We start from the raw sequence: 15,765 nt of genomic DNA, 5'->3' as shown, positions 1-15,765 counted from the left end.
CGGGACGTCGGGCGCGGCTGTGATTTCGGCTACACTGGCTGCTACTTTCCCTTTCAGACGCCTGATGATCGAAAAGAATCTGCCCGAGCTGGTCATGCTGAAGCGCCTCATCGACGAGGGCGGCAGCCACCTGGAAGTGGCCGCGCCCTGCAGCATCGCCATGGATGGGCGCGAATTTCCCGTGTACTCGATCGCCATGGGCAATCCCAGCCCCGACGTGCCCGTGCTGGGCTTTTTCGGCGGCATCCACGGCCTCGAACGCATCGGCACGCAAGTGCTGCTGTCGTTCCTGGAAAGCCTGATCGCGCGCCTGCGCTGGGACGCCACCCTGCACCAGCAGCTGGAAACCATGCGCCTCGTGTTCATGCCGCTGGTCAATCCAGGCGGCATGTGGCAAGCCACGCGCAGCAATCCTCACGGCGTGGACCTGATGCGCAACGCGCCCTTGAGCGCGCGCGAAAAAGTGCCGTTCATGCTCGGTGGACAGCGCTACAGCGCCCGCCTGCCCTGGTACCGCGGTGCGGCGGATGGCCCGATGGAGCTGGAAAGCCAGGCCGTGTGCAACCTTGTCGAGCGCGAACTGCTGTCGCGCCAGTTCAGCATCGCCCTCGATTGCCATTCCGGTTTCGGCTTGCGCGACCGCATCTGGTTTCCTCACGCGCATACCAAGGTACCGATAGCCCACCTGGCCGAGATCGGCGCGCTGGAAGAACTGTTCAGCCAGAGCTACCCCAACCACAACTATGTGTTCGAGCCGCAAAGCCGGCAATACCGCACGCATGGCGACCTGTGGGACTATCTGTACCTGAACGGCACCAGCTACAGCGGGCGCGTGTTCCTGCCGCTGACCCTGGAAATGGGCTCGTGGCGCTGGGTCAAGAAAAACCCGCGCCAGCTGTTCAACCGGGTCAGCATCTTCAACCCCACGGCCGCGCACCGCCTGCAGCGCGTGCTGCGCCGGCATCTGGTGTGGTTCGATTTCCTCATGCGCGCCGCCAGCAGCCACGGCCGCTGGATGCCCGAAGGCTTGCTGCGCAAGGCCCAGCGCCGGCGCGCCCTGGCGCAATGGTACGAATCATGAGCGGATCGCCCACCTGGGTCCTGCTGCGCGGCCTGATGCGCGAACAGCGCCACTGGGGCAGCTTCCCCGCTACCCTGGCGCGTGCCCTGCCCGGCGCCCATATCGTCACGCCCGACTTGCCCGGCAATGGCACGCGCCACGCACAGGACAGCGCCACCCGCGTGGCCGCCATGGTGGAAGACTGCCGCCAGGAGCTGCTGGCGCGCGGCATCCCCGCGCCCTACCACTTGCTGGCCCTGTCGCTGGGTGGCATGGTGGCCGTCGAATGGGGTCACCGCTATCCGCAAGAAATCGCCCGCTGCGTGCTGATCAACACCAGCATGCGGCCGTTCAGTCCCTTTCATCAACGCCTGCGCTGGCAGAACTATGGCGCCCTGCTGCGCCAGCTGCTGCTGGGCGACGGGCGCAGCCAGGAAAGCCTGATCCTGCGCCTGACCAGCCGCAGGCATGCCCATGGCAACCCCGCGCTGCTGGCCGACTGGTGTACATATCAGCAGGAATACCCGGTCAGCCGCCGCAACGCGCTGCGCCAGTTGCTGTCGGCCGCCCGCTACCGCGCCCCGGCAATCCGCCCGCCCATGCCCGTGCTGGTGATGGCCGGCGCGCTGGACCGACTGGTCGACCACCGCTGCTCGCAGCGCCTGGCCCGCGCCTGGCAGGCCGATTGCCTGATCCACGGCGACGCGGGCCACGACTTGCCGCTCGACGAGGGACAGTGGGTGGCGCAATCGGTGGCGAGGTGGCTGGGCGTGGCAGCGACAGACGATCACAAGATAAACACGGCACAATCATCATGCCAATAGCAAACCCCACAGACCAACTGACAGCGCTGGTGGAAGCCGGCGTCCGCGAACAGATTTTCCCAGGCGCGGCCTGGGCCGTGGGCACCATCGACCACCACGCAATGGGCGCGGCCGGGCGGCTCACGCCCGATCCTTCCAGTGCCGCGATGCAGGTCGACACCCTGTTCGACATCGCCTCGCTGACCAAGATCATCAGCGTCTGGTCGCTGGTCGGCCAACTGGTGAAGCAGAAGCGCCTCGCTCTGGACAGCCGGCTGGCCGACGTCTTGCCCGGCACGGCCGGCCATGCACTGGCACCGATCACGATTTTCCAGCTGCTCACGCACACGGCCGGCCTGCCGCTGCGCGCCCGCCTGCGCGCCAGCTATGGCGACGTGTACGACGATATCGTGCGCGGCGTGCTGCGCGAGCCGCTGGAAGGCATACCAGGTCAAGCTGTCGAATACACGGACCGCGCGGCCCTGATCCTCGGCCTGGTCATCGAGCGGCTGCTGGGCCTGCCGCTCGACGTGGCCCTTGCCGAGCACGTGCTGCAGCCGCTGGGCATGACCGCCACGGGCTACGGTCCGGTGGCGCCACGGCACGGCCAGCTGGTCGCGCCGACCGAGTATTGCGAGCAGGCGGGCGCCCACCTTGCCGGCGTGGTGCATGATTTTTCGGCCCGGCTGCTGGGCGGCGTGTGCGGCATCTCCGGCCTGTTTTCCAACGTGCCCGACCTGCAGCGCTTCCTGCAGGCGATGTTGGCGCCGCGCCAGCACAGCGGCGTGTTTGACGCCGATTGGCTGAAGGAATCGCTGACGGTGCGGACGGGCGCGCTGCAGCCGTCGCGCGGCCTGTTCTGGCACCCGGCGGCAGGCACGGGGCCAGATGACGACGTCTGGTGCCATCTGGGCTTCACCGGCACGGCGATGTGGCTCAGCCCTCGGCGCGGCCGCTATGCGGTGCTGCTGACAAACAAGCTGTATTACACGCGCGACTCCGCCAGGATCAACGAACTGCGGCGCGAATTCATACGTTGCGCATTCGGTCTCTGAATCCGGCCGCTTTTCAGAACAGTCCGATTTTCCGCGGATGCCGAAGTTCCTATACTTCCCCCATCTTAAACTGTCGGGAAAATCGCCATGAGCGCTGCCGTCTATGCCCTTCCATCCATCACGATGAGGCAGCGCCTGCCGGCGCTCCCCTTCGCCATGCCCAGCAACGGGCCGCAGGAACGCAAAAAATCCGCGCAAGCGCTCAAGCTCAGTCCAGCTGCCCAGCCCAGCGACGCGGACGTCATCCATGCCATACATTCGGGTGAGGGGCTGCGCGTCGTCTACCAGCCCCAGTATGACTTGCACAGTCGGCGCATTGTCAGCGCGGAAGCACTGCTACGCTGGCACCATCCACGTCATGGCAACGTACCGCCGGCGGTACTCATTCCCATGATTAACCGGCTCGGCCTGCATCTGCCGCTGTTCCGACTGGTTGTGCGGGAAGTGATCGACGTGCTGCATTACCTGCGCAAAAAAGGCACGGAAGTGCCGCTGGCAGTCAACGCCTCGATCGATACCGTGTGCGAGCCGGGCGTGGCCGAGCTACTCGCCACCCAAATGTGGGATGCCTGCCTGCCGCCCCGGTTGCTGAAAGTCGAAGTCACCGAGGAGTTGCCGGTACTCGATGAGCTACGCCTCTCCGCATGCCTCAACACGCTGAAGGCGAAGGGATTTCCCCTGTCGCTCGACGATTTCGGCGCTGGTTCGGCCACCTTCAACGTCCTGTCCAAGATGCCTTTCGATGAAGTCAAGATCGACGGCGCCTTTATTCGCGACATGGAAACCAATACCCATTCGCACGCCATCGTCGCCACCCTCATTTCACTGGCACAAAGACTCAACCTCAAACTGGTGGCTGAAGGCATTGAGAATGAATCGCAGCTGGCAGCCTTGCTGGGCATCGGCTGCCATATCGGCCAGGGCTATGCGCTGGCACATCCGATGGAGCGCGAGGACTTTATCCAACATCAACGTGCAAGACTGCCTGCAATGGCAATGAAGGCAACGTACCAATGACTGATATGACCGAATTATTACCGCATGTCTTGACCACCGATGCTATGGGTGCCGAGGAAGCCGTCTACACGCATGATGGCGCGGCATTGGTCGAACGCCTGCTCGCCTACATGGGGCTGCGCAATGACGCCTGCCTGGCACGCGAACTGGGCGTGCCGCCCTTCGCGATCAGCAAGCTGAGAAGAGGCTGCGCCGCGCTCAATACCGACATGCTGATACGCATGCACGAAGCATCGGGCCTGTCCATTGGCGTACTGCGGGCACTCACGGGTTCCCGCCCGTGATCGCTGACGGGCGGCATGACCGCTCCCCACGCAAAAACGGCGCGCCATCACTGGCGCGCCATTTTACATTTGACCTCGCTGTGCTATTGATAAGTCAGTGTATAGATGGCCACCGCCTTTGCCGGCCCCGCCGTCACCTTGCCCGCCGTCGTTTGCAGGTAGCGCACCCCCAGGGGGATCTCGAGCGAGCGGGTACCGGCATCTAGCGGGATGTTCAACTTGACATTTTGCGATAGGGGCAAAGGTGCGCCTGCGCTGTCGAGCAATTGCACCCCCACTCCCGTCGCCGACACGGTACCAGCCGTCAAGCCAAGCACGCCATTGGCGGCGTCGATAACCCCGCCCGCTGGATCAACCCGGATGCTGACGGTATTTTTCGTCAACACCCCGGCGGAAACCGCGGCGTTTTGCGACGATGTAGGCAAAACAGTTTGAGAGTAGCTACCATAATAACCGGGAAACCCGGAACAACCCGTCAAGGCAATTGTAAACGGCACTGTCGGCGAAACCGCATCTTTTCTTGTCAAGGTTCTCACATGATGTTTACCTAAAGACACGTTGAGGTCAGGCGTAGAACAGGTAATGTCGACGACACGGATACTGCCGGTCAAACCGAGCGAAGCGATTTTCATCGGGATGGAGCTGGGACCGAGCTTCAGAACCAAGTTCATCCGGCCCAGGGTGCTGGCATCGATAGTGCCCGTTCCCACTGGCCCAATCTTGATCAATGAGACGAGCATACGCGTGCCTATAAAAGCTCTTCGGGATGTACGGCAGCTGCCATTGGGCGCGCCTAAGCCAGTCCCGCAAAAATTAGTGATATTGCCACCTACCGGATCTACGCCAACTGCCTCCACACCCACCTCTCCGCTCCACCAACCGATACCGATGCCAGGGATGTTCGTTGCATAAGTTTTTCCAGCATATACTCCCACGCTATTGCTTGTTATCGCTCCCAGTCCGCTGACATCGTAAGAATTGAACCCCGCTAGAGAGGACGCGTTGCATTCAATTACGACGCCCGTGCCATCCTGGCGAAATGCCTGCGTATAGAGCGCGCTGCCGATCGGTGCATCGCGGGGTATATTCAGAGTGTTGATCTGCAGTGCCATGGTGCCGAAAAAGGCCGCCGTGCCATTGACATAATTGCAGCTAAGCTGCGCCTGTGCCGATTGCGCGGCGGCGTACAACACCAGGCCCGTCATGGAGACACGAATTATTTTACCGATTTTCATTTTTTTTCCTTTGTCATGGTACGCATCGCGCATCCGGCCTGTCCATCGGCGAACTCAGGGCACTCACGGATCGCCGGCACGGATCGCTGACGGACGGCATGACCGCTCCCCACGTAAAAACGGCGCGCCATTTTACATTTGACCTCGCTGTGCTATTGATAAGTCAGTGTATAGATGGCCACCGCCTTTGCCGGCCCCGCCGTCACCTTGCCCGCCGTCGTTTGCAGGTAGCGCACCCCCAGGGGGATCTCGAGCGAGCGGGTACCGGCATCTAGCGGGATGTTCAACTTGACATTTTGCGATAGGGGCAAAGGTGCGCCTGCGCTGTCGAGCAATTGCACCCCCACTCCCGTCGCCGACACGGTACCAGCCGTCAAGCCAAGCACGCCATTGGCGGCGTCGATAACCCCGCCCGCTGGATCAACCCGGATGCTGACGGTATTTTTCGTCAACACCCCGGCGGAAACCACGGCGTTTTGCGACGATGTAGGCAAAGCAGTTTGAGAGTAGCTACCATAATAACCGGGAAACCCGGAACAACCCGTCAAGGCAATTGTAAACGGCACTGTCGGCGAAACCGCATCTTTTCTTGTCAAGGTTCTCACATGATGTTTACCTAAAGACACGTTGAGGTCAGGCGTAGAACAGGTGATGTCGACGACACGAATACTACCGGTCAAACCGAGCGAAGCGATTTTCATCGGGGTGGAATTGGAACCGAGCTTCAGAACCAAGTTCATCCGGCCCAGGGTGCTGGCATCGATAGTGCCCGTTCCCACTGGCCCAATCTTGATCAATGCGAAGAGCATATACGACTCCACAAAAGCACGTCGAACTGTGACGCAGTTGCCATTGGATGCGCCATCCCCCCCGCAAACATTAGAGGTACTGCTAGTTACCGGATCTACGCCAACTGCCCTCACACCTGTCTCTCCGCTCCACCAACCAACACCGATGCCAGGGATACTCGTTGCATAAGTTTTTCCAGCAAATGCTCCCACGTTATTGCTTGTTATCGCTCCCATTCCGCTGACCTCGTAAGAATTGAACCCCTGTAGAGAGGGCACGTTGCATCCAATTACGACGCCCGGGCCATCCTGGCGCAAGGCCTGCGAATAGAGCACGCTGCCGATCGGTGCATCGCGGGGTATGCTCAGAGTGCTGATCTGCAGTGCCATGGTGCCGAAAAAGGCCGCCGTGCCATTGACATAATTGCAGCTAAGCTGCGCCTGTGCCGATTGCGCAGCGGCGTACAACACCAGGCCCGTCATGGAGACACGAATTATTTTACCGATTTTCATTTTTTTCCTTTGTCATGGCACGCATCGCGCACCAGATATATTGCGCATGAGCGCTAATGCATAGTCTGGCGCCCAAGGCAAGCCTGATGCAGCCATACGGCCCATCAGCGACGTTTGCCTGCGGCGCCCGGCTTGACGGCCGCGTCGGCCTGTTACACACCCTGATCAGATGCGCGCACCACTTGATGATCATGCGGCACCCGCAGGTCGAGGCGCCGCGCGGCATTGCCATAAGTCCAGTGGACACCGGAAATCGATGGCGGCACGGCCTGGCAAGACTGCAGCAGTTACTCCCTGGACAGCTGTATTCCGTAGGCGTACAGATGGGCACTTGCCGCCTGCCACCGGCATGAACGCCACCTCGCGACGTTCCATGCGCTGTCCCTTAGTCGGCCTGATAGGTGCGTGCCATCGCCATCGTCTTGTCCGGCACGCATACTGCCTCCGCTTGCCGCAGATTGCCGCCCTCGCCCTGCATCAACGAGACGGGCACCGGCAGCAAGCAGCGCTCATGCGCCTTGCCGCCCCATGCAATCGATAGCTGCCGGATGTTTTCCTGCAAGCGCACGTACAGTTGGCCATCCTGGCCGACCATGCCCACGGACTGCCCTTGCTCATCCTTGACCGTGGCGCCAAACGGCAGCACGCCGCCGCCGGCCAGGCGCACCTGGAACAGGATCGCGCGGCCCGTGCTGGTGCCATACTTGAGGAAGACGATGGCGCCGTCACGCGGCGCCACCTGCTGGCTCGTTTCGCGCAGCTCCACGTCCATCGACGAACCTGCGGGATCGATCGCCACTTCGTTCAGTTCATACGGACGCAAGTACGGCACGACCGCATTGCCGCTGGCATCGAGCCTGAGACCGGGATAACCGGCCACCCTGGCGCCAGCGGCGCCGGGCGCATGCACCACGGCCATGGTTTCGCCACGGTGCGGCGACAGGGTCACGCCACCCGGATGGGCCACCACACTGCCGCTCATATTGAACGACGCGCTGGTATAGTCCTGTCCGCGCCCGATGGAGGCGCCCATAAATGCCCGCGCTCCCGTGTACTGGCCATTCAAGGTGCCGCTGCTGGTGCCGCTGGCGCCATCACGGCTGAGCGACGCACCATAGCCGAACTGGCGTTCTTCGCCGGCCGTGCCGCTGACGGTGGCTAGCTGGCTGTAGCGGCCATCGGCGTTGCGCGACAGTTGGGCCGACATTTGCGGCACGTCCGCGCTGGCGCTGCTACCCAGCGGCAAGTTCAGAGACAGCAGCAGGCGGTTTTCCATGCCGCCGGACGACATCCGGCCGCGATTGGCGCTGATGCCGTAGCTGATTCTCCCCACCCGCTTGTTATAGCTGAACTGGTATTGCAAATCTTGCCCAGTCCGGTTCCAATAGTTTTGCGTATAACCGCTGATGCTGAGGTTGCCCCACTCGCCGAGGCTCTGGTCGGCCGTCAGCGACAGCCGGTTGCGGGGCCGGTCCAGCATGCTGGTGGCATAGCCCTGCCGCTCGGCGTCAAGCGCCTGCATGGCGTTGGCGAAATCCAGGTAGCCGCTGGTGGAAAAGCGGTAGGCCGCCATCGAAAAATTGCTGCCGGTACTCAGGATATTCTTGCTGTACGACACGCGCATACTCTGGCCCCGGGCCTTCTCGGCGTCCAGGGCAGTCTGCGCATGGCTCAGATCGACGGACATGGCGCCGATCGGCGTGGCAAACGCCATGCCGCCCAGCAGCGAAAAATAATCGGCGCTGGCTTGCACGCCGCCGTAGCCCGTCAGGCTGTTGTTCAAGCCATATTGCACGGTGCCTTGCATGAAACCTGCCTGCTGGCTCAGGTAATTATTGCGCGTCACGCCGGCCGTGGCGCCGAAACGCAGCGTTCCCGGACGCAGCAGCTGCGTCACGGCGGCATACGGCACCACAAAGCGCTGTTCGCTGCCGTCCGCTTCGGACACGGTCACGTTCAGGTCGCCGCCGTAGCCGGTGGCGTACAGGTCGTCGATGACGAAGGCACCCGGCGCCACCGTCGTTTCCAGCAAAATATTGCCTGCCTGGCGTATTGTCACGCGGGCGCTGGTGCGGGCGATGCCGCGCACCACTGGCGCGTAGCCGCGCAGCGAGTTCGGCAGCATGCGGTCATCGCTGGCTAGTTGCACGCCGCGGAAGGACTGGGTGTCGAAAATCTCGCCGCTGGTATTTGCGTCGCCCAGGGTCAGCTGGCTTTTCAGCGAGGTAATGTCGCGCCGGAGATAGGTATCGAGCACCTGATAATGGCTGCCGCCGGCTTGCTGCCAACTCAGCGCTCCCTTGTGGCGCAGGCGCCAGGCGCCGAGATTGACGCCGCCATCGAGGCCCAGGTAGGCTGAATTGAAGGTGGTGTCGCCACTCTTGCTGTGATTGCTGTTGAAACTGTAGCCCAGCGTGCCGGACGTGACGCCGCGGTCCCACAGTTCCGGGCTGACATAGCCGCGCGCATCGCGCCGCAGCGAAATCTGTGGAATGCTGATGTCGACTTGCTGGCTCTCCGGCACGAACTTGGCCGTTGCATTCTCGATCAGTTTGCCCAATTCGGCACAGTTGCCCGCTTCCAGCAAGACTATCGCTTCCGGCGACAGACGCGCCATGTCGACGCCAAGCAGTTCCAGCAGCTTGCGCGACACACACACCACGGGATAGCTGCCATCGTCATTGGCATGAATCTGGATATCCTGGCGGTTTTTCAACTGGCCATTGAGGGCGATGTCGGCACGGTAAGTGCCTGGCAAGACGGGGTTACCCTTCTGATACGCGGCCAGATCCAGGCTGCGCGAGCCTTCCGGCAGGAACGCGCCATTGAACTCGACCTCTCCGGCGTGCGTGGCCGGCAAGGCCAGGACACAGGAGCCCAGCGCGACCGCCTTGAGCATCGCCTGCGCGATGGAGGCGGCCAGGCGATGACGCGGCGGCCGATGATGGCGGATCTGGAAGCGGCTATGCATGATATGGCATCTCAAGGCGCAAGCCTGGCGCCGGGGGCAGACAGCGCGCGGCGGGTCGGCACCTGGGTACCATAATCATTGATCGCGCTAAATTCCACCTGCGCGCCGGCTGCCGGCACGGCCTTCAAGGTCGGCAGGGCAAACTGCTTCTTTTCGCCCGGCGCGACCATGCCGTCTTCGCTGTCGTTACGCTCGGCGCCGGCGACCAGGGTCAGGGCCACCAGGGAAACGTGAAAAGCGGATGGGTTGTAGGCTTCCAGGGCGTAACCCCGGCCATTGCTGGCGGACACGACACGCCATTGCAATTGCTCGATCGCCTCGTCAGGGGAGCCAGGCAACCCCTCGTTGCGATAAAAAACCTTGATGCGCGAACGGAACGCCATCTGCAGGGTATTCTCATCGGATTCCTTCACCTTGGGCGGAATTTCCAGCACATTCAGCCAGAACACGGATTCCTTATTCGATGGCAAGGGTGGGCCGATAAACATCAGGCGCAAGCTCTGGCCCTTGCCCGGATCGATGCGTGCCAGCGGCGGCGTCAGCACGAATGGGGCTTTGGCCGTGGCAGGTGTCGATGCGGCATCGCCGCTATCGACCCACGCCTGCACCAGCGCAGCCTGGCCACCGTCGTTATTGAGCTTGACGGTAATCTCTTTCTGCTTGGCCGAATAGACTTGGCGCGTACCGGTAATCACCACGCTGGCCATGGAAGAAGAATAAAACAGCAAGGCCAGACTGAACAAGAACGGACGTTGTAATGAGTAGTGACGGGACATGCGCAGACTCTCCGATAGTTATCGCAAGCTCGCCCCAACCTTGCAGCCGGAACGTGCTTGCGTGGCGATTAATTACTGATAATTGATCGAGTACGTCACGGTGCCGGACACGGTGCCGGCGGTAGCGATACCGGTGGAAATATATTGCACGGCATACGGCAAAACCGTGTTACCGCCGGCGTTTTTTTCCACGCGGGTGGTGGCAGAGTCTTGGCTAATATTGCCAGCCTTGATTTCGCTGCCGTTTGCGCCATCGAGCAATTGCAGCTGTACATTTTTGGCGGTCCCGATGCTTTTCACGTTGCTGGTCAAGGCATCGACGCCAGGACCCGCTTCGAAGAATGCGGCCGCCTTGGTCGTGGCGCCCACGCAGCCGCTCAACTCGATATTGAAACCGGTCTGGCCGGCAACACTTTTAGCCGTTTTCAGCACGGCGGCCGACAGCTTCGGCAAGTTAACGGCGACGGGACCCCCAGCACCCTGGCCATTGACGGCAATGGCGCAAGTCGAGTCAAGCAGCTCGCCGGAAAAATTGATCGTGCCATCGCCGGCGAAAGCAGATTGTGTTGCCGCGACTGCCAGCAGAACGGTGAAGATACGGGCTTGGGATTTCATTGAGACTACTCCTGAAAGATAAAGGTAAATGCGCACCAGTTAATCTAGGAACGCGGCTGTTGATGCAGGTTCGTACTTTACCGAGCCGCGATATTTTTCGATATAAGAATGGTCTTAAAAATTCTTGCCGCGGACAGGACGCGCTCTTGTGCTAACTAGCAAGAACACACACCGATGCCAGAGCGCCTGGCAATCTGACGTTGGGGAATGGCATACTTGAATGGGAGGGAGTGGGGGGGTATGGCGCCCCCGCACGGCCGGGGCCAGGGCCACGCGGGTGCGCTAGCGCCTGCGCGGCGGCGCACGCAGGCGAGATGATGGTTGCAGGTCTATCAAGCGGGCAGCGTCTCCTTATCGTCAGGCGTCAATATTCTCTGCGCCAGCCAGACCAGAACGGTCGCCAACATCACGGGACACACAAGCTGCAAAAAAGCAGCCAGCGTCAAACCAAACATATCCTTCAGCTGAGCGGCAGCGACACCCGCGACAAGTAGACCCAAGGAGTTGGCGGCGTAAAACAAGCCCAGTATACGCAGGCTCTGCATCGGCGCCACCGTTCGTACCAGCGCCGCCACCAGATTGACATAAAACATCGCACTCAGCCCGACGCTCATCAAGGACGCCAGCAACACAAGCAGGCTCAAGGGCATATGCCATCCTGTGAATATCAGGCCACCAATCGCAGCCGTGATGGGGAGAGCAAGCGACAGCGTTTTCAGGGCGCCATAACGATCTCCCAGCCAGCCTCCCAGCGGCGCCAGCAAGGTACAAATCACAAACAAACTCGACGCCATCTGCGCAGACCGCATGGGAAATCCCAGTACCTCGCGCAAGTAAACTTCATAAATATCTACAATGTAAGTTGCGCTCGATGGCTGGCATATGGCTGCCAGAGACAGCAGCAACGGACCGCAAGACCAAATAGATCCTATCGGGGTCCTCGCTTCATGGCGTATGAAGCGGCGTTCGTCGGCGGCGTTAATTTGCTGAAAAAGGTGCCAGATCAGGATATACAGCAGCACCAAGAGGAGCAAGCCGGCCAAGGCCGGTAGCAGGGGCAGTTTTTCCTGTTCACTGGCCGCATGTCGAATGGCAATCAGTGTGGCCCAGATAATACTGCTGGCCACAACGATGCAGTACATGAAGCCCACAATGAGCCCGCAATGGCGCGGAAAATACGTGGTTCCAATACTGATCCAGGCAGCTAGAGTCAGTGTAAGTCCTATACCGCCCAGAAAGGTACAGCAGCATAATTCAAATGGCGAGCGAGAAAAGATGGCCATGAACGCTGCTACCGCAAGCAGCAGGAATCCACTCCACAAGGTTTTCTTGCGCGACATGGTTGCTGGCAGGAGTGCCAGCATCAGGCCAGTTCCTGCCTTGCCAAGGATAAAGATCACCCCGGCTATCGGCGCATTGCCGAGCATCTCAGGCAGGCCGAACGGCAAGGGCTGGGATGCCAGCGGCAACAGCGCTGGATCCACGTTTTGCAATACTCCGTACAGCAAGGTGGTCGGCAACATCAACGCCAGCATCCCCATGGCCTCTTTTCTATTCTTGTTCATCCTGCGCAACATGATGCTCCTTTCGATTGAAATCAATGCTGACCGCGGCTACGCCAGGTTGCCACGACGTCCTGCAGAAGCCGGCTGCAGCGCGCGTCGGTCAGCGCTGCCACACCGCGCAACAGGCTCTCCAGCTGCCCTGCCGGCTGCGCCATCTCCGTCCATTGCATGGCCAGGGCCGCGCCATGCAGACGATGCGCGGCGCGCAAGGCGGCATCCCGCTCGTGCATGGCCATGGCCTGCAGCAACTCTCCCATATCGTTGGCGAACGCTGCGCGCACTTGCGGCATATCAAATATCGCCAGGGTCTCCATCGGCGGCGCATGCAGCACCAAGGTCACGTCGCACCAGAGTTCGACGATATCCTGCAGTTTCGCCAACCGGATCGGCTTGCTCAATATGCCATCCATGCCGGCTTCAAAGCAGCGTTCGGCATGATCCTCGCCCGTCGAGGCGGAAATCGCGATGACCGGGCAGCGCGCCTGTTCCAGGTCCGCTTCGCGCTTGCGCCATTCGACCGTCAGGCTGTAGCCGTCGATGTCGGGCAAGTCGCAATCCATCAGCACCAGGTCATATTCGCGCAGGCTGAAGCAGGCCAGGGCCCTGGCGCCATTCTCGGCAATGTCCGCATCGCAGCCGAGACTGGCGAGCTGGGCCCGCAATACGGCCTGGTTGGCCGGCACATCCTCGATGACCAGGATCGACAGGCGCTGCGCCGCCGCGCCGCCCACCGGAGCGGGCCGGGTAACGACCACGTCGGCCGCAGTAGCGGAGCCGGGCGCCAGATCCGCAGGCAAGGAAATCAGCATGCGCGTGCCCCTACCCATCTCGCTGTCGATGGTGATCGTGCCCCGCATCAGTTTCACCAATTCACGGCAAATGCCCAGGCCCAGGCCGGTGCCGCCCGAGCGTTTGTAGGTGCCCTCCACTTGCACATACGGGCGAAACAGGGTTGCCTGCATGGCGGCGGCTATGCCGATGCCCGTATCGGCAACGGCAATTTCCAGGCGCGCCTGGCCCTGCCCGTCTTCCAGCATGGCAATCTGTATCTCGACGCCGCCGCTTGCCGTAAATTTGATGGCGTTCGAGACCAGGTTGTGCAGCACCTGCAACAGCCTGGCCTCGTCCAGCAACAGCAGCGGTACTGCCACGTGCAGCGCGACATCGACCGTGATGCCCTTCTCCCGCGCCCGCAGCTGCTGCAGGGCCGCCACGTCGTTGGCCAGGGCTGCGACATCGACCGCATCGAGGCTCAGCGTCAGCTGTCCCGCTTCCAGCTTGGAAACGTCGAGCACGTCGTCAAGCAAACGCAGCAGGATATTCCCGCCGTTGCTGGCCAGGTCGACAAAGTGGCGCTGCTCCGCATTGATGGAGGTAAAACGCAGCAATTCCACGGCGGCCAGCACGGCATTCATGGGCGAGCGGATTTCATGGCTCATCACGGCCAGGAACATGGCTGCCCTGCGTTCGTTGCGCAAGGCGCGCCGGTGTGCGCTGTATCCCTGGTATGCCAGGCCCGCCAGGATCAGCAGCAAGGCGGCAGCCAGGGCTGCATCCTCGCCAAAGTGTTCCCCCGCGAACAGCATGCCCGAATGATCATCGCCCGGCGCCCCCAGCCAATCCTGGCGTACCAGCCGGATTTGGTCCGGGCTCATCGAAGCGAGCGACTTGTTCACGATCGATACCAACAAGGGATCGCTATCGCGCAGCGCCATGCGCACATCGGACGTCATCGCCACGGGAAGATCCATAAAATGCAGGTGTGCGCCTTCCTCGCGCATTAATTTTGGCAATAGCTGTGCCTTGCTGCCGACGGCAACGTCAGCCCCGCCCTGTGACAGCAGCGCCAGCGCCTGCCGCATGGTGGGACTGACAATAATGCGCACGCCGTCGTGGCGCTCGCGCAGGAAGGTACCAAGCAGGTCCGCTTCCGCGGCCGGCAGCACCACGGTCTTGCCATCGAATGCGGAGTCATCGCTAATGGGTTCATCCCGTTCACGCGTGGCGGCGATAGCCGTGGTCGAGAGGTAGGGCAAGCTGTAGCTGATGCCGGGCACCTGCGGCGGCGTGCCGATGCTGCGCACTGCGGGCAGACAATCGACCCTTCCTTCGCGCAGTGCGGTCAGGCCGTCGTCCGTGTCGGCCAAAGTCACGATGTCAAAGTCCAGGCCGCTATGCCGTTGAATGACTTTCATGTAATCGGGGCCTATGCCAACCCCGACCGCTCCGCGCTGGATGGATTCGAACGGTGGACGGTGCTGCACCATGCCCAGTTTCAACACAGGATGCGCGCGCACCCAGGCTTGCTCCGCGGCGCTGAGCGCATACGCCCTTTCCTGCCCCTGCGCCGCCATGCAGCAGGCGGCCAGCAGGAAAGCGGCGATGCCGGCTCGCCAGCGCCTCATGCTTCGCCTATGGTATGCCTGATCTTGAACAGTTCATTATTCGACGTTACACCGAGCTTGCGAAAGGCGGTGGTCTTTTGCGAGCTGATGGTCTTGATGCTGCGTTTGAATTTTTCCGCGATTTCCGTCACCGTCATCCCGGCCAGATAACAGCGGATCACCTCGCGCTCGCGCGCCGACAGCGCAGCTCCCAGCAACAGCGCGTCAGCGCCGTCCTCGCCCTCTCGCGCATCGAAGGTGGTGCTCGCCTCTGCCACCCGATAGGACATTTCGGCGCTCAGGTACACGGCACCGGTGACCACCTTGCGCAACGCCTTGACCAGCTCCGCCATTTCCTCTCCTTTGCCGACAAAACCGCGGGCGCCGACGCGCAAGGCCAGCGCCACCGTGGCTGGCTCATGATGCGTGGACAACACCAGGATGGGAACATCGGGAAACTTCGCCCTCAGGGCGCGGATCAGCGACACGCCATCGAGTTCGTCCGGGCCCAGCGTATAGTCGAGCAACAGGACGTCGGCCGGCGCCGCGAGCAAGCCCGCGATCAGATCGCGGCTGGTACTGTACGCACCCACAACGTCGATATCCTGTTCCGCCGTGAGGCGAGCCACAAGGCCATGCCGCACTACAGCGTGATCGTCGAGCAAGGCAATACGTAAGCGTTTCATTGGCATGGGCAAG

At 61.6% G+C, this 15,765-nt stretch carries 13 protein-coding genes; 5 read left to right on the top strand and 8 right to left on the bottom strand.

Features of this window, described 5'->3' with window-relative positions; genetic code table 11:
- Positions 1 to 64 precede the first annotated feature (64 nt).
- From AC54AG_RS19360 to AC54AG_RS19340, 5 genes are all read left to right on the top strand, one after another.
- Complete coding sequence (locus AC54AG_RS19360; protein WP_496631329.1) at positions 65 to 1,081, top strand: M14 family zinc carboxypeptidase; 1,017 nt, start codon at positions 65 to 67, stop codon at positions 1,079 to 1,081.
- A complete protein-coding gene (locus AC54AG_RS19355; protein WP_496631328.1) occupies positions 1,078 to 1,884 on the top strand; it encodes an alpha/beta fold hydrolase in 807 nt (268 codons plus the stop codon). Before AC54AG_RS19360 ends, AC54AG_RS19355 begins: the two co-directional genes overlap by 4 nt.
- Positions 1,875 to 2,918 (top strand): serine hydrolase domain-containing protein, encoded by a 1,044-nt coding sequence (locus tag AC54AG_RS19350; RefSeq protein ID WP_496631327.1) that lies wholly within the window; start codon positions 1,875 to 1,877, stop codon positions 2,916 to 2,918. The genes AC54AG_RS19355 and AC54AG_RS19350 overlap by 10 nt, the downstream gene beginning before the upstream one ends.
- A gap of 87 nt (positions 2,919 to 3,005) precedes the next feature.
- The gene (locus AC54AG_RS19345; RefSeq protein WP_496631326.1) at positions 3,006 to 3,935 is read left to right on the top strand and encodes an EAL domain-containing protein; all 930 of its coding nucleotides are present in this window, start codon (positions 3,006 to 3,008) and stop codon (positions 3,933 to 3,935) included.
- On the top strand, positions 3,932 to 4,219 hold the full coding sequence (locus AC54AG_RS19340; protein WP_496631437.1) for a helix-turn-helix domain-containing protein: 288 nt from the start codon (positions 3,932 to 3,934) through the stop codon (positions 4,217 to 4,219). Before AC54AG_RS19345 ends, AC54AG_RS19340 begins: the two co-directional genes overlap by 4 nt.
- A gap of 83 nt (positions 4,220 to 4,302) precedes the next feature.
- Here the strand turns inward: AC54AG_RS19340 and AC54AG_RS19335 are convergent, their stop codons facing one another.
- The 8 genes from AC54AG_RS19335 to AC54AG_RS19300 form a co-directional block, all read right to left on the bottom strand.
- Complete coding sequence (locus tag AC54AG_RS19335; RefSeq protein ID WP_496631325.1) at positions 4,303 to 5,454, bottom strand: fimbrial protein; 1,152 nt, start codon at positions 5,452 to 5,454, stop codon at positions 4,303 to 4,305.
- A 152-nt stretch (positions 5,455 to 5,606) separates the two neighbouring features.
- Positions 5,607 to 6,755: a fimbrial protein gene (locus AC54AG_RS19330; protein WP_496631324.1), complete on the bottom strand. Its 1,149-nt coding sequence runs from the start codon at positions 6,753 to 6,755 to the stop codon at positions 5,607 to 5,609.
- Between the two features lie 385 nt (positions 6,756 to 7,140).
- A complete protein-coding gene (locus tag AC54AG_RS19325; RefSeq protein ID WP_496631323.1) occupies positions 7,141 to 9,726 on the bottom strand; it encodes a fimbria/pilus outer membrane usher protein in 2,586 nt (861 codons plus the stop codon).
- Between the two features lie 11 nt (positions 9,727 to 9,737).
- Positions 9,738 to 10,502 (bottom strand): fimbrial biogenesis chaperone, encoded by a 765-nt coding sequence (locus tag AC54AG_RS19320; protein ID WP_496631322.1) that lies wholly within the window; start codon positions 10,500 to 10,502, stop codon positions 9,738 to 9,740.
- A 72-nt stretch (positions 10,503 to 10,574) separates the two neighbouring features.
- Positions 10,575 to 11,117, bottom strand: coding sequence for a fimbrial protein (locus AC54AG_RS19315; protein ID WP_496631321.1), 543 nt, complete (start codon positions 11,115 to 11,117; stop codon positions 10,575 to 10,577).
- A gap of 332 nt (positions 11,118 to 11,449) precedes the next feature.
- A complete protein-coding gene (locus tag AC54AG_RS19310) occupies positions 11,450 to 12,694 on the bottom strand; it encodes an MFS transporter (protein ID WP_496631320.1) in 1,245 nt (414 codons plus the stop codon).
- Between the two features lie 20 nt (positions 12,695 to 12,714).
- Positions 12,715 to 15,087, bottom strand: a complete 2,373-nt coding sequence (locus AC54AG_RS19305; protein ID WP_496631319.1) for an ATP-binding protein — start codon at positions 15,085 to 15,087, stop codon at positions 12,715 to 12,717.
- Positions 15,084 to 15,752, bottom strand: a complete 669-nt coding sequence (locus AC54AG_RS19300; protein ID WP_496631318.1) for a response regulator — start codon at positions 15,750 to 15,752, stop codon at positions 15,084 to 15,086. The genes AC54AG_RS19305 and AC54AG_RS19300 overlap by 4 nt, the downstream gene beginning before the upstream one ends.
- Between the last annotated feature and the right edge of the window lie 13 nt (positions 15,753 to 15,765).

The sequence above is a fragment of the Janthinobacterium sp. BCJ23 genome, from assembly GCF_059617945.1.
Note: the sequence above shows the minus strand (reverse complement) of the source record. Positions and strands in the feature narration are given on the sequence as shown.